At 47.2% G+C, this 14,732-nt stretch carries 9 protein-coding genes; 7 read left to right on the forward strand and 2 right to left on the reverse strand.

From position 1 onward, the window contains the following. Positions 1 to 141: 141 nt before the first annotated feature. From LZG74_RS21800 to LZG74_RS21810, 3 genes are all read left to right on the forward strand, one after another. On the forward strand, positions 142 to 3,249 hold the full coding sequence (locus LZG74_RS21800; protein ID WP_233798605.1) for a TonB-dependent receptor: 3,108 nt from the start codon (positions 142 to 144) through the stop codon (positions 3,247 to 3,249). A gap of 20 nt (positions 3,250 to 3,269) precedes the next feature. After that, positions 3,270 to 4,862, forward strand: coding sequence for a RagB/SusD family nutrient uptake outer membrane protein (locus LZG74_RS21805; RefSeq protein WP_233798606.1), 1,593 nt, complete (start codon positions 3,270 to 3,272; stop codon positions 4,860 to 4,862). Between the two features lie 76 nt (positions 4,863 to 4,938). Then, a complete protein-coding gene (locus LZG74_RS21810; protein ID WP_233798831.1) occupies positions 4,939 to 6,315 on the forward strand; it encodes a sulfatase in 1,377 nt (458 codons plus the stop codon). 31 nt (positions 6,316 to 6,346) lie between these two features. Here the strand turns inward: LZG74_RS21810 and LZG74_RS21815 are convergent, their stop codons facing one another. Then, positions 6,347 to 7,831 carry a VCBS repeat-containing protein gene (locus LZG74_RS21815; RefSeq protein WP_233798607.1) on the reverse strand — a complete coding sequence of 495 codons (1,485 nt, stop codon included), beginning with the start codon at positions 7,829 to 7,831 and terminating at the stop codon, positions 6,347 to 6,349. Positions 7,832 to 8,009: 178 nt separating this feature from the next. Here LZG74_RS21815 and LZG74_RS21820 point away from each other — a divergent pair, with 178 nt between their 5' ends. Both LZG74_RS21820 and LZG74_RS21825 read left to right on the forward strand, forming a co-directional pair. After that, the gene (locus LZG74_RS21820) at positions 8,010 to 9,263 is read left to right on the forward strand and encodes a sodium:proton antiporter (RefSeq protein ID WP_233798608.1); all 1,254 of its coding nucleotides are present in this window, start codon (positions 8,010 to 8,012) and stop codon (positions 9,261 to 9,263) included. Between the two features lie 78 nt (positions 9,264 to 9,341). Beyond that, a complete protein-coding gene (locus LZG74_RS21825) occupies positions 9,342 to 9,956 on the forward strand; it encodes a pentapeptide repeat-containing protein (RefSeq protein ID WP_233798609.1) in 615 nt (204 codons plus the stop codon). A gap of 78 nt (positions 9,957 to 10,034) precedes the next feature. Here the strand turns inward: LZG74_RS21825 and LZG74_RS21830 are convergent, their stop codons facing one another. Next, complete coding sequence (locus LZG74_RS21830; protein ID WP_233798610.1) at positions 10,035 to 11,279, reverse strand: hypothetical protein; 1,245 nt, start codon at positions 11,277 to 11,279, stop codon at positions 10,035 to 10,037. A gap of 232 nt (positions 11,280 to 11,511) precedes the next feature. On the opposite strand from LZG74_RS21830, the gene LZG74_RS21835 reads away from it, so the two are divergent. Both LZG74_RS21835 and LZG74_RS21840 read left to right on the forward strand, forming a co-directional pair. Then, on the forward strand, positions 11,512 to 13,959 hold the full coding sequence (locus tag LZG74_RS21835) for a PAS domain S-box protein (protein ID WP_233798611.1): 2,448 nt from the start codon (positions 11,512 to 11,514) through the stop codon (positions 13,957 to 13,959). Between the two features lie 89 nt (positions 13,960 to 14,048). Next, positions 14,049 to 14,666 carry an SRPBCC domain-containing protein gene (locus tag LZG74_RS21840; protein WP_233798612.1) on the forward strand — a complete coding sequence of 206 codons (618 nt, stop codon included), beginning with the start codon at positions 14,049 to 14,051 and terminating at the stop codon, positions 14,664 to 14,666. The last annotated feature ends 66 nt before the right edge of the window (positions 14,667 to 14,732 follow it).

The following is a 14,732-nucleotide window of genomic DNA, read 5'->3' on the forward strand; positions in this document are numbered from 1 at the left end:
ATTTTATGGTAAAAGGCTGAACAGCCAATTATTTTTGTCTATTAAACTTATAGATTAAATATTCTGTCCATTACATTTGCCCTTGTAAAAATAGAATTTTACAACCACCAACTTCCTTTTCATTAAATCCACTATTTTAAAATGTTAAAAAATTTATCAAAGTCTGTCCTGAATACTCGAGGATGGGTTTTCTTTTCTTCATTCATTCTGATAGGCTTACAGACTTTTGCCCAGAATGTTACTGTGAAAGGGACCGTTACATCCAGCGCTGACAAAACGGGTTTGCCGGGCGTCAACATTGTTGTAAAAAATACCGTTACCGGAACCACCACCGATGCGGAAGGAAAGTATGAGCTTAGCGCTCCGTCGGATGCAATCCTTGTTTTCTCAGGCATCGGGTACGTTACTCAGGAGTCGGTGGTGAACGGCCGGGCGGTCATTGACCTGCAACTTGCGGCCGATACGAAGCAGCTCGACGAACTTGTGGTCGTGGGTTACGGCACGCAGAAAAGGAACAGCCTGACTAATTCCGTTTCCACTATTAAGGGCGAAGACGTGGCGCGCAGGCCGGTTTCCAACATTCAGCAATCGTTTCAGGGGTTGATGCCCGGCGTGGCCGTCACGGACCTGGGCGGCTCGCCTGGCAAATCCAACGCGACCATCCGCGTGCGTGGGATCACCACATTCAATATTAACGGCAGCAGCACCAGCGGTTATGATCTGGGAAAAAACGATGCGCTTGTCATTGTGGACGGCATTGAACAGCAACTGAGCGATATCAGCCCGGACGACATTGAATCGGTTTCTATCCTGAAAGATGCGGCTTCAACGGCGATTTACGGTTCACGTGCCACCAATGGCGTTGTCTTGATCACGACAAAACGGGCGAAAGGCAGCAAAGTGCAGGTGGATTATCATGGCTACTATGCCCTTCAAAAATCAAATAATGTGCCTAAAATGATGGGTTTGGAGGCTTACATGCGCGAGCAGGTGGCCGCTTACACCAATGCGGGCTCAGCAGTTCCGGCCCGATTCACGGAAGAATCGATACAGGCTTATGTGAATGCGACGGACCGTAAAAAATATCCGCTTCCCAACACGTGGTTTGAGACATTGCTGCGCACAGCGCCGCAGCATAATCATGCTTTGTCCATTGCGGGGGGAACCGAGGCATTGCGTACGCGCCTGAGCGTTCGTTACCAGGATCAGCAGGGTGTTATCAAAAATTTCGGTAACAAGATCGGCGAATTCAGGCTGAATACGGATTATGATGTTTCCAAAAGGATCCGGGTGAGTGCGGACATTAACTATCGCTCGACAAGCACCGAAAACCCGACTACAAACACAGACGCCTCAACCGGCCAGGTGACTGCGCCTCTTAACAACTTCTTTCACGGCTCGCTCTGGGCAGTTCCCAAATATCCCGATGGCACTTACGGGCTCAGCACGCAGGGGAATAACCCACTGATGTTCATCGAGATAGGCGGACAATCCAGGCAGAAAACAGATTATCTGGCGGGATATATCAAAGGTGATTTCGAGATTGCGGAAGGACTTGTTTTCTCCACACAGATTGCCGGTCGCGGGCTTTATACACAGCAGAAAAACTACACGAATTCGTACGTTAACACGGATAAAAACACCAACATTACCAAGACGATTGCCAACAACAGCCTGTACGAGATCCGCAACACGCTGCGTGAATACACGATCAACAATTTGCTGACCTACGAGAAAGGTTTCGGGAACCACAACCTGAAAGCGCTGGTGGGTTATTCGCAGATCGGCAACACGCAGACATTTCTTTCGGCTTACCGCGAGCGCTTTTATAACAATGGCATCGGTTCCATCGGCCAGGGTGCGAATGACGGGACAAAAACAAACACCGGACGCGACGCAGAATATGGCTTACGCTCCTTCTTTGGCCGGGTTAACTACGATTATGAAGGCAAATATTTGCTGGAAGTAAATGGTCGTTACGACGGATCTTCGAAGTTTACCGGTGCCAAACAATACAGCTTTTTCCCTTCGTTCTCGGCGGGATGGCGGATTTCAAAGGAGAAGTTCTGGCAACTACTGGAAAGCGCAGTGAATGATCTCAAATTCAGAGGATCCTGGGGGATTACGGGCAATCAGTCGGTGGATTTATACAGCTATTATGCTGCGCTGACTGCCAATGGTTACAGTTTTGGCGGGTTGCCCGTGCAGGGTTATCGCCAGAATACATTGGCCAATACTAACCTGGGATGGGAATCGACGACGCAGCTGGACCTGGGGCTGGACGCCGCTTTTGTCCAAAACAAGCTAAACCTGACGGTTGATTATTACAACAAGCAAACGGACGACATCCTGCTTAATCTCGACATTCCGGCGACCATTGGGTTGACGGCGCCGCCTCAAAATGCAGGTTCGGTGCAGAACAAGGGCTGGGAGTTCAGCTTGAATTACCGCGGAACGCCTACGGCAAGTGGTTTCCGTTATAATGTTGGAGGAAATCTGAGCATTAATGAAAATCTGGTGACGGATTTGAAAGGAACCGGCCCCTATCTCACCGGCTCGGACATTGACCCGCGCTATATCATTAAAAAAGGCCTTCCTATCAACACGCTCTGGGGATATAAAACAGACGGCCTGTTCCAGACACAGCAGGAAATCACTGAGTATAAAGCCACTTATGCAGCTAATACCAAGCCAGGAGATGTCAAATACGTAGATTTGAACGGCGACGGGAAAATTGATGCGAATGATATGACGGCCATAGGCAACTCATTTCCAAAATACACTTTTGGATTGAATGCGGACTTTTCTTACAAGAATTTCGACCTGAACATTCTCTTCCAAGGCGCCGCAAAAGTGGATTCACGCTTGGCGGGTGCGCTGGCCGAAATGGGCAACCAGGAAGGTTTTACGCATGAAATTTACACCGACAATTACTGGACGCCCGAGCGCACCGACGCCCGTTTCCCCCGCCCGGTAAAGTTTGACCTGCGCAATGTGGCCACTTCCGACCGGCTGGTGCTGAATGGTTCTTACCTGCGTTTGAAAAACGTGCAGCTGGCCTACAATGTGCCTTCTGTTTTGTCCCAAAGAATACATTTGAACAAAGTGCGCGTGTATGTTTCGGCGACCAATGTGTTTACCATTTCCAAACTCAATGAGTGGAACCTGGATCCGGAAGCGCCTTCCGGACGTGCGGTTTACTTCCCGCAAACTGCCTTGTATACAGCCGGTTTAAATCTGCAATTCTGATCCATATTGACCTGAAAATCATGAAATCAATTACATTAAAACATATCATTACCGGCATTGCTGTCTCCTCTGGCCTGCTGATGTCGTGCGACAATAATCTGCTCGAAACATTCCCGAATGACCGGCTTTCCGTAGACGTTTTCTGGACCACCGAAACGGATGCAAAACTTGCTGTTAATGCTTTATACACAGACCTCGACAGCACCAACATCATCAGCTGGGACGCACTTACTGAGATCGCGCATACGAACCAGAACTTCGATGTGCAGGCTTATGTAGAGCTCGGCACTTACGATGGAACGAGCTCAAAGATCTATAATGAGTGGAAACGCACTTACCGGGGCATCCGCGCCACCTCCTACTTCCTCGAAAACGTGGACAAAGTGCCTTCCGGCAACACGGCACTGATCAATCAGCTGAAAGGCGAAGCGAAGGTTTTGCGCGCTTACCAATACATTAAACTGGCTGGCTTATACGGCAGTGTTCCCCTTGTAACAACGTCCATAACCATCGACGAATCCAGGACTTTACAAAACAAACCCGTTGCTGAAATCTGGGATTTTATTGACAAAGAACTCAACGAAGCGGCTGCATTATTGCCAGCGAGTTACCCGGCTTCGGATAACGGCAGGGTTACGAAAGGAGCGGCGCTGGGGCTTGCGGCGCGGGCCAGTTTATATGCAGGTCGATATGAAAAAGCGGCTGCCGAAGCGGATCTGGTCATTAAGTCGGGCGTTTATGAATTGTATAGTTCTTATGAAAAGCTTTTCACTTACGCGGCTGAGAACAATAAGGAGGTTTTATTTGACAGGCAATTTATCAAAGACAACTATCCGATTAATGTGTTCCCGCTGCTCGCACCTTACAGTCAGAAAAACAGCCAGAGCACGTATGTGCCTACCAAAGCACTTGTGGACACATATGAAACCACTGCCGGAAAGCTCATTACCGACAATGCGAGCGGCTATAATCCCGCAACGCCTTATGTGAACCGCGATCCGCGTTTGAAATTCTCCATTTTCCTTGAAGGCGATATTTTACCAAGCGGCATTGCTTTCAAACCAGCTCCTAACAGTGGAACGGCCGATGCGATCGGCAGTACATACATTGCTTCCACGACTGGATTTAACATTAAAAAATACGTTCTGGCCGATGACTTTGCGAATCCTGTGAACAGCGGCATCAACATTATCCTGCTCCGTTATGCAGAAGTTTTGCTGACCTATGCAGAGGCTAAAATTGAATTGGGACAAATTGATGCGAGCGTTCTGGCAGCGATCAATCTGGTGAGAAACGGCAGAAGCGATGTTAAACAGCCTGCTGTTAAAGCAGCTTCGCAGGCCGAAATGAGGAACATTGTGCGCCGCGAAAGAACGGTTGAACTGGCATTTGAAGGACAACATTTGTTTGATATACGCCGCTGGAAAACCGCTGAGAAAGTAATGCCAGGGCCGGTTTACGGAATCACTTATAAGGATGCCAGCGGTGCTTTGAAAACGGTCGAAGTCGTTGCTGTCAACAAAACATTTGATGCAAGCCGTCATTATTTGTGGCCGATTCCGCAAAAAGAGCGAGATTTAAATCCAACATTAACCCAAAACCCTGGCTGGTAATATGCGTTTTAGTAAAAGTTTAAAGTTTATCGTTTTCCCTGCGGTTGCCTTATGCGCTGCCGCATTCCTTGCGGCAATGGCTCCGAAACCGGCGGCCAAAACGCCAAACATTGTCCTGTTCTTCATCGACGATCTCGGTTATGGCGACCTAACCGTCACAGGCGCATTGGGTTATAAAACACCGAACATTGACAAGCTCGCAGCAGAAGGAACGCGCTTCACCAATTTTATGGCGGCACAGGCCGTTTGCAGTGCTTCCCGCGCCGCTTTGCTTACAGGCTGCTATCCAAACCGGGTTGGTGTTTACGGTGCATTCGGGCCAAAGCAAGGTCTGGGACTGCATCCGCAGGAAGAAACCATTGCCGAATTGCTGAAAGCGAATGGTTATGCAACCGGAATTTTTGGCAAATGGCATTTGGGAAGCGATTCGATATTTTTGCCGAAACAGCAGGGTTTTGACGAATATTACGGCGTCCCCTACTCGCATGATATGTGGCCGCTGCATCCATGGCAAAAGCAGGCACAATATCCGCCGCTTTACTGGATCGACGGAAACAAGCCAGTGAAGGAGATTAAAGACCTGAACGATGCAAGCGCGCTGACGCCGACGATCACGGAAAAAGCCGTTTCATTCATCAAGCGCAATAAGAAAAAGCCTTTTTTCCTCTATGTGCCGCATCCGATGCCTCACGTTCCGCTGGCTGCGAGCGCTAATTTCAAAGGAAAAAGCGAGCGCGGGATTTTTGGCGATGTGCTTTCGGAACTGGACTGGTCGGTGGGGCAGATTATGAAGGAATTGAAGGATCTGGGGCTGGACGATAACACCATTGTGATTTTTACAAGTGATAATGGTCCCTGGCTCAATTATGGCGACCATGCAGGTTCGTCCGGTGGTTTCCGGGAAGGAAAAGGAACATCCTACGAAGGTGGTCAGCGTGTGGCGGCCATGATCCGCTGGCCGGGCGTGGTGCCTGCCGGAAGGATTTCCAACAAGCTTTTGTCAAACATTGATATCCTGCCCACCTTGGTAAAATTAACCGGTGCCAAGTTGCCCAAGGAAAAGATCGACGGCATTGAATTCGCCGATCTGCTGAAAGGTGATGAATCCAAAAAGCCACGCGAAAATTTCCTTTACTATTATCGTAAAAATAACCTGGAAGCCGTTCGGAAGGACAACTGGAAACTGGTCTTCGCGCATCCGGGACGGACTTATGAAGGATCATTGCCCGGCAAAGACGGCCAGCCAGGACCCGCACCCGAAGATCACGCCATTCCCCAGGCACTTTACGATCTTACGCGTGACCCGGCTGAGCGCTATGACGTGTATTCGCAATATCCGGAAGTTGTAGCAGAGCTGGAAAAGGTCGCCGAAGCTGCGCGGGAGGATCTCGGTGATGACTTACAAAAACGTGCAGGAAAACATGCACGACCGCTCGGAAAAGTTGAAAAATAACTGACTAAGCAATCCGGTAAGCTGCCATTGCTTACCGGATTTTGTTTTCCAGGACAATCACAGAAGGCCCTTCCTGCAACCATTTTTGCCCCAGACCTGTCTGATCCCCCAGCGGCAGGAAATGGACGAATGATCCCAAAACGAGATCCACATCGCCATCCGCATCCATATCACCGGCGTCCATAGTCATCCATCTGCCTTTGATCGCTTCGGGAAATGAGTAATCTTCAAATTTCAGGTTTCCTTTATTTTTCAGATAAATAAAACTCTCTTCGGGGTAACGCGCATAATCCGGGAAGAACGAAATGGCAGCAATGTCGAGATCGCCATCGAGGTCATAATCCCGCGCCAGTGCTTTGTAAGCGCCATTCATCTGGTAAAAATAGGACTGGCGGAAATTGGATTTTCCGTCGTTAAGGAAAATGTAAATGCCATGGTAGTTTTTCAAAATGGGTGTTTTGTCCGCATTGTCTCCGCATACATAGATAATGTCGTCAAAACCATCTTTATTAAAATCGGCGAGTTCCATATGCTGCGAACCGTTGAGCGGCATGAAGGACAGCAACCGCCTTTCCTCAAACTTCCCTGAACCCTTATTCATGTAAAGGAAAACGCCTTCATCCGCCTGCGCCATGAGGACGTAAATGTCCATTAAGCCATCCAGATTGGCATCTTTCATCACCACCGAGACCGCGCCGGGTTTCTCCCGGAGCACATGTTTGTCATAACCGCCGCGGCCATTGTTTTCAAACCAGGCCAGCTGCCCGTTCTCATTGCCAAATTCACACGCCACAACATCTTCAAAACCGTCTTTATTAAGATCACCATAAGCCATCGAAACAGGCCGCTGTAAATTGGAAATGGCAACATTGCCTGATTTGAAGCCTTTTTCAGAGCCATTCTTAACGAGCCTTTGCACCGCACCGTCGCGGGCATTTGTTGGAAAGATCCCGTTACCGATCATGGTCAGATACAGCTCCTCTCCTTTTTCATAAAAGTCAATCGGCGTCGATTCCAGGCGCATGCTGTAATTTTCACTCAGGTCGGGTTTCACGAAAGTGAGCACATTGCTTTTGCCTTTCGCATCACTATATACGACGCCGCGATTGTTAGGCAGGATCTTCACCATGGAAGTCATGGCCGGCCGGTGGGAAAATGTTGTTTCCCTGTATTTGAAATGGCCCAAACCCATTTGGAGCTTACTTGCCCGGATCGGCGGCGCAACAGAGTCCGGCGACTGAGAGATAAAATATTGCTCGATCTTTTGCCAGTCGGCTTTGGCCAGGCTTGGGCCCATGCGCTCGTGCATGTCGGGAAGCACTTTCTTCCAGTTTGATTTTCCCAATATTTCCGGCGGCACAAATGCATGGCAACGGCTGCAATGCGTCGCCGCCAATTCCCTGCCCGACTGCGTGGAAACGGGCGGCTCCTTCATTTCAGCCGCATTATTTTCCTTTCTAGCATGGCACGCCATGAGAAAAAACAACAGAATAAAGACAGGTAAAAATCGTCTCATACGGTCATGAACGAGGTCAGGTTTCGGGGGTGTAAACCTAATAAACATTGGCCAAAAAGTCGTTACGCAAACCACCGCCATCGATATTAGAATACCATTAGAGTTTGCCGGAAAGCCGTTTTCAGATTGATTTTGCGGTCAGGAATTTGTTATTTTAGATTGATCTAAAAATTATTGCATGGAGTTATACTATTCATTTTCGGCCTTAATTGTCCTCTCGGCCATATTTTCGTACATCAATTCACGGTTTCTCAAACTGCCGCCTTCCATCGGCGTTATGGTCATTGCCTTACTCGTTTCGCTTGGTCTGATCGCTACGGACACCATTTTCCCGCGAACGTTTCTGCGCATTACAACCCTCATCGGCAGTGTGGACCTAACGGAAATTCTCATGGGCGCCATGTTGAATTTCCTGCTATTTGCAGGTGCAATCCACATTCACCTTGAAGACCTGCGCGAGCAGCGGCTCCCGATCATTATCTTTTCCACGCTCAGCGTGCTGATGTCAACCTTTATCATCGGTTTTCTAATCTATTATCTGTTGCCACTGACCGGCCTGCACGTGCCGCTGATACAATGTCTCGTCTTCGGTGCCTTGATTTCTCCTACGGATCCGATCGCAGTTTTGGGGATTTTGAAACAGGCTGGCGTACCCAAATCCATCGAGACCAAAATTGCGGGTGAATCACTTTTTAATGATGGGATGGCCGTTGTGATCTTTATCCTGATGCTCGCCCTTGCGAGAGGCGAAGAAGTGAACACTACTTTTGGCGGCATTACGATGCTTTTTGTAAAGGAAGCATTGGGTGGGATTGCGCTGGGACTCGCGCTCGGATTTGTGGGATCTAAAATGATTTACAAAGTCGATGGCTATAATGTACATGTTCTGATCACGCTGGCAATCGTCATGGGCGGACATTTGGCGGCGCAGGCATTGCATATGTCGGGTCCGCTTGCGATGGTTGCAGCGGGACTTGTTGTGGGTAACTATGGTAAAAACCCCGGCGCGGTTTCCGACATGGAACGCGATTACATTGATAAGTTCTGGGAATTAATTGATGAAATCCTGAACGCCATTCTTTTCCTTATTATCGGCTTTGAATTATTGCTGATTCCTGATCTGAAAAGGTTTATGACAGCCGGAATGATCGCCATTGTGGTGGTGTTGCTCGCACGTTTTATTTCCATTTATCTTCCGGTGAAATTTATTCCGTTCAGAAATAAGTTTGGAAAAAAATCAATTGCAATCCTCGTTTGGGGTGGCCTGCGCGGAGGTGTTTCTATCGCCCTGGCGCTATCGATCGATAAGGATCTGAATAAGGATATCTTCCTGGCCATCACTTACTTCGTCGTTTTGTTCTCGATTATCGTTCAGGGACTTACGGTTGGAAAATTAGCGAAAAGATTTCCGGAAGAAGAGGAAATTGCCTGATATACCGGGCAAAATACACATTAAAACAAAGATAAAATTAGGGTAAATCCTCAGTTAAATGTCATGATTTCAAAAGCCATGTCATATTTTAATTATTACAACATGAACCTATCCATTGAACCGTCCACTCGCCAGAACGACCATTTTGAAAATGTATTTATTGCCGAAGAAGATTTACAGGACCGGACCTGGATTAACTGCGAATTTATCAGGTGTAATTTTCAAGGCAGTGACCTGAGCGGCAACAACTTTATTGAGTGTCATTTTACGGATTGCGATTTCACTCAAACCAAGCTAAATGGCACAGGTTTTCGCGAAGTTGTATTTTCAAATTGCAAAATAGATGACGTCAATTTCTCCGTTTGCAATCCATTTATTTTCTCCTTTTCATTCACTGAATGTGTATTGGATCATGCTGATTTTCATGAGACCAATATGAATAAAACAAGCTTTAAAAATTGCTCATTAATTGGCACCAATTTTGAAGAAACAGACTTAACCGAAGCAATTTTTGAAAATTGCGACCTGGACGGGGCCAGATTTATCGATTCAATTTTAGAAAAAACGGATTTCCGAACTGCGCATAATTTCAACATTGACCCCACATTGAACAGATTAAAAAGATCTAAATTCTCCGGCTCTAACCTCATAGGACTTTTACAGAGATATAAGCTGGATGTTGAATATAATTAGTAAATCCTCCCTGGTAATTAATGTTCAAGGCCATCCCAAAATTAAAATGGGATGGCCTTTTTTACTGGCAGGTTTTTTTTATTTAAACCCAAACACCAGTGGGAAAACGAAGGTTACGATTATGGTCCATATAAAGTAAATGGGCAGAAAGTAACCGATTGTTTTTCCTACTTCTTTTATATCAGTTTTGCCGATCACCACTTTGTATATCTGGCCAGTTACCAACAGTAAATTTATCAGGATCAGCGCGTTACTGCCTAGCACTGCCGCGCGGTTCGGCGTAATCCCCCACTCCGAAATCCGGAATAATATGGCCGACAACGCAATGCCATTGACCATAATCGTCACCACCGAAAGTGCAAAGAGCACCCAAACTTCCGCCTTACTCCTGGATATCCGGGTCGTTTCAGCAACAGAAAAGAAAATAATCGCCATCACACCAATCAGCAATGCATTGAAAATCAATAGAAATTCCCTGTCATTATACGGATCTTTGCCAGAATACACCATGGCAATGAGGTAAACAATCAGCATAACCAGCACGAGCGGGCTAAAAATCTTCGCGATCACCGGCGAGACTTTGCCTACCAGCTGAGGATTGGTCTGCGTAAGATAAGTGCCGACAATCGGTGCCGCTGCCAGGCCAAAAACACCAATGTTCTGAAAGTAAAATTCTTCAATACGAAACCCGATCAATGCAAACAGGTTGATCGTAATGGCTGTCAGGATCCCACCGGAAATGAGGATTAATGCAGTCATGACGACGAGATCCCCATTATATTTCAGGAATCCAAGCCGCTTTTCGCCCACATCGCTCCGGTCGCCGACGAATGCAAAGCCCAAAACAGACCATTGAAACAGCACCAGGTGGATGCAGGAAAGGATCAATGTATCGCTCGTTTTGACATCTGGTAAAAGGTTGATATAAACCAATCCCGCCGCCATTGATCCCGCCAGCACGGCAATGTTTCCAGCGTGCATTTTATTTTTCCTGGCAAAAAATACCATCAATGCCGGAAACACCACAAATCCGATATTTCTTGAATAAAAGAACTCTTCGTTAACACCGAATATGGCAGGTATTTTTGCAATGAGGCCTGCAACTAACGATGCTATAACGATAAAAACCAGGTCCTTGCGGCTGCCCCAGGAGATTTCATCATTGGCGAAGCTGAGCCGCTCATGCCAGAAACCAGCCAGGGCGTTTTCCTGCAATTCGGGATACAATGTTTTGAATGCGCGCTTGAATGTTGGCTTGTCTGCCCGGTACAACCTTTCCAGCTGACCAGGGTTGTCGAGATTTAACAGGATTTGATCTTTCATAAACAATGGCAGGATTGATTTAATAACCTAAAAGTACTTTGCATTACAAAGTAAATCATTTAAGAAGATATTTTCCAAACCGTTAGCGGATTTTTTTATGATTAAAAATTTAAGATTACTACGGGCACATAATCTTGGCATAGTGTTTTTGGCACCAGCATTCATACTCTGTTTCCCGGGCAGCAAGGCCCGGAACTGAGCACTCACTATCTTGCTCTAAAACGCGTAATACATGGCAGGCCAGGCTAATTCATTTGATACTGATAATAACTTAGAAATACAACGTCTCAATCTCGCCCTGGAATCCGCTGGCATAGGTACTTGGGAACTGGATTTCCTGAGTAATAATATTCGTATATGCCAACGAACCAAAAATCTTTTTCAGCTTGCCGGCAGCGATATCATTGACCTACAACTTCTGCTGGATCAAATATATAAGGAAGACGTCGTTGCATTTCATAACGAGATTTCCAATGCGATGCAGCAGCCTGCACCGCATTCTTTTTCCGTAAAACTTCGCACGACTGGTTCGCAAGGGCGTCGCTGGGTGCTTTGTAAAGCGCAATCGCATGCTACCGTTAATGGTGTGACCCGGCTGCTGGGCAGTTTCATCGACATTACAAATAATGTTGAGGATTCAACCGCAAAGACAGAAGCCCAGAAAGCTTATGAAGAAAGTGAGGCGAAACTGAGAACTGTGATTGAATCCGCCCCGGCCGCAATAGGCTTGTTTGTGGGGCGTGACCTCATTGTGGAAATGCCCAACCAGGCATTTATTGATATAGTTGGAAAAGGACCGGATATTGTTGGACGGCCGCTGCGGGACGTAATGCCGGAATTGGAAAACCAGGCTTTCCTTAAAATACTGGACGATGTGTACACGACCGGTGTAACATTTCAAAGCTTTGGGACCCAGGTCAATATTGTTCAGCAAGGCGTGATGACTTATAATAAATACGACATTACCTACTCCCCGGTATACGACCGCGATGGCAATGTATACGCAGTTCTGGACATCGCCATTGACGTTACCAACCGGGTTAACCTCGAAGAACGCATTAAAGATAGCCAGATGCAGCTGCTGGAATTGTTTGAGCAGTCGCCGGTTGGCATCGCTATTATAGGTAAGGAAAATTTGACTTTTACAATGGCTAACCCTTTCTACGGAAGGCTGGTGGGCCGGAAACCGGAAGACATTATCGGCAAACCGCTGATGGAAGCCATTCCTGAAATTGAGGGACAAGGGTTTGACGCCCTGCTGCAAGGCGTGATCGACACCGGTGTTCCCTATATTTCAAAAGAGCAGCCTGTGGATCTTGCCATCGATGGCGTGATTCAAACCATTTATGTGGATCTGGCGTATCAGCCGCAGCGTGACCAAGCCGGTAACATTAATGGCGTTTTCGTGGTTGCCACAGACATGACGAAACAGGTGTTAAGCCGGAAGAAGATTGAAGAAACCGAAACATTTTTGCGTGGCGCCATTGAACTGGCTGAGCTGGGCACGTACTCCATCGACCTGGCGACCGGCATTTTTGACTATTCCGACCGATTGAAATATTGGTTCGGTGTTGAAAAGGAGGATACCATTACATTTGAAAAAGTATACGCTGCCATTTCCAAGGAGGATCTGCCGGCTGTTGTGGAAGCCGTAAACCACGCGTTCGCTCCGGGATCGGACGGGCATTTCGACATGGAATATACCATGGATGCTGAGCAAACAGGTTTTGCCAGGATTCTTCATGCGCAAGGCAAAGTGCTTTATGACGAGAACGGAAAGCCGGTTAGTATGATCGGCACTGCGCAGGACGTGACAATCCAGCGGGAAATTAAGAATACGCTCGAAGCACAGGTGCAACAGCGTACGCAGCAGCTTGAAGTGATGAACGAAGAGCTTGCATCTCTGAATGAGGAATACCGTGCAACCAATGATGAGCTTGCGGACTCGAATCTGTTGTTGCAGCAATCCAATGTGAATCTCCAGCAATTCGCTTATGTGGCTTCCCATGATTTACAGGAACCGCTCCGCAAGATCCAATCCTTTTCCGATCTGCTGGCAAAGCGATATTCAGAAAACCTGGGCGATGGCCTGACTTACCTGCAGCGTATGCAGAGTTCTGCTAAACGCATGTCCGATCTCATCGAAGACTTGCTATCCTTTTCGCGAATTACAGCTCATAATGAGGTCATCGAAAAGGTATTCCTTAATAAGGTTATCAATGATGTGCTGAATGATCTGGAATTGGTCATCACAGAAACATCCGCACAAATTTTCGTGCAGGACCTGCCTGTGATCGAAGGCGACCGGATGCAGTTGAACCAGCTGTTCCTTAATCTTATCAGTAACGCGCTGAAATTCAGGAAGCCGGATGTGCCGCCAGTAATCCAGATTACCGGAAAGATCCTTAACAATGCTCAGTTGCCGGCTTCTGCGAAGGTGTTACGCACCTCTAATTTGTATTATCAGATTGAAGTTTCGGATAATGGGATCGGTTTTGAACAACAATATGCAGACCGGATATTCCAATTATTCCAGCGCCTGCACGGCAGAAGCCAGTATTCAGGCACGGGGATTGGGCTGGCCATTTGCGAACGGGTGGCAGCCAATCACGGCGGAAGCATTACCGTTACCAGCGAAGAAGGCGCGGGAGCAACATTCACGATTTTCCTGCCTGCCTGACAAATGCTTGCCTTACCGGCACAGTTATTATAAACTACGACTACTTGCCGCGCTTTTGCCGGTTACAACAAACTAAAAAATGAAAGATTATGGATTCGGAGCAAAAAACACATGTGATTGAAATTGAGCGACAATTTAATGTAAGTGTGGAAGAACTTTTCAAAGCCTGGACTGAGGCGGAACATTTGAAACAATGGTGGCACCCGATGGGCGCTTCGCTTACCGATGTCAAAAATGAGCTGAAAGAAGGCGGCGCAGTAGAATATTACGTGGGCGATTCAGGTTTGGAAATTACAGGGACTTACAGTGAAGTTGTTCCAAACGAAAAGCTGGCTTATTCATGGGTCTGGAATATGAGTGATGAAGGATCGGAAAGTGGTTATAAACTGGATATCACATTTTCCCCTGATGGTGAAGGCAGCAAATTGAAAGTTGTGCAGGAAGGATTTTCCGGTCCCGAATTTCTGAAACCCCATGAAGAAGGCTGGGAAAAGGGCCTGAACGATCTGGAATCGTATCTTTCTTCCGACACCGGGAAAACGGACTCGGACGCACAAAACTCCGGCGAGGTGAATGTTAATGATCAGTCTGATAATGCTGGTCAGGATGCAACTGCCCAGGATAATGTTAAAAGTGCAGAAAACATGACCGACCGTTCCGGCGGCTATAATGAAGATCCCGACCAAGTAAAAGTAGGCGGTGGGTGATCGAATCCTGTCAAAAAACTGTTCTGCAATAAACGGCACGGAATTGTTGCTGTGTATTTGCAACAT

Origin of the sequence: Dyadobacter sp. CY327, assembly GCF_021390415.1 — a bacterium.
Classification (GTDB): Bacteria; Bacteroidota; Bacteroidia; order Cytophagales; family Spirosomataceae; genus Dyadobacter; species Dyadobacter chenhuakuii.

Excerpts from the sequence above, each read along its gene's own strand:
- LZG74_RS21800 (WP_233798605.1), top strand. The coding sequence starts at position 142 with ATGTTAAAAAATTTATCAAAGTCTGTCCTGAATACTCGAGGATGGGTT.
- LZG74_RS21805 (WP_233798606.1), top strand. The coding sequence starts at position 3,270 with ATGAAATCAATTACATTAAAACATATCATTACCGGCATTGCTGTCTCC.
- LZG74_RS21810 (WP_233798831.1), top strand. The coding sequence starts at position 4,939 with ATGGCTCCGAAACCGGCGGCCAAAACGCCAAACATTGTCCTGTTCTTC.
- LZG74_RS21815 (WP_233798607.1), bottom strand. The coding sequence starts at position 7,831 with ATGAGACGATTTTTACCTGTCTTTATTCTGTTGTTTTTTCTCATGGCG.
- LZG74_RS21820 (WP_233798608.1), top strand. The coding sequence starts at position 8,010 with ATGGAGTTATACTATTCATTTTCGGCCTTAATTGTCCTCTCGGCCATA.
- LZG74_RS21825 (WP_233798609.1), top strand. The coding sequence starts at position 9,342 with ATGTCATATTTTAATTATTACAACATGAACCTATCCATTGAACCGTCC.
- LZG74_RS21830 (WP_233798610.1), bottom strand. The coding sequence starts at position 11,279 with ATGAAAGATCAAATCCTGTTAAATCTCGACAACCCTGGTCAGCTGGAA.
- LZG74_RS21835 (WP_233798611.1), top strand. The coding sequence starts at position 11,512 with ATGGCAGGCCAGGCTAATTCATTTGATACTGATAATAACTTAGAAATA.
- LZG74_RS21840 (WP_233798612.1), top strand. The coding sequence starts at position 14,049 with ATGGATTCGGAGCAAAAAACACATGTGATTGAAATTGAGCGACAATTT.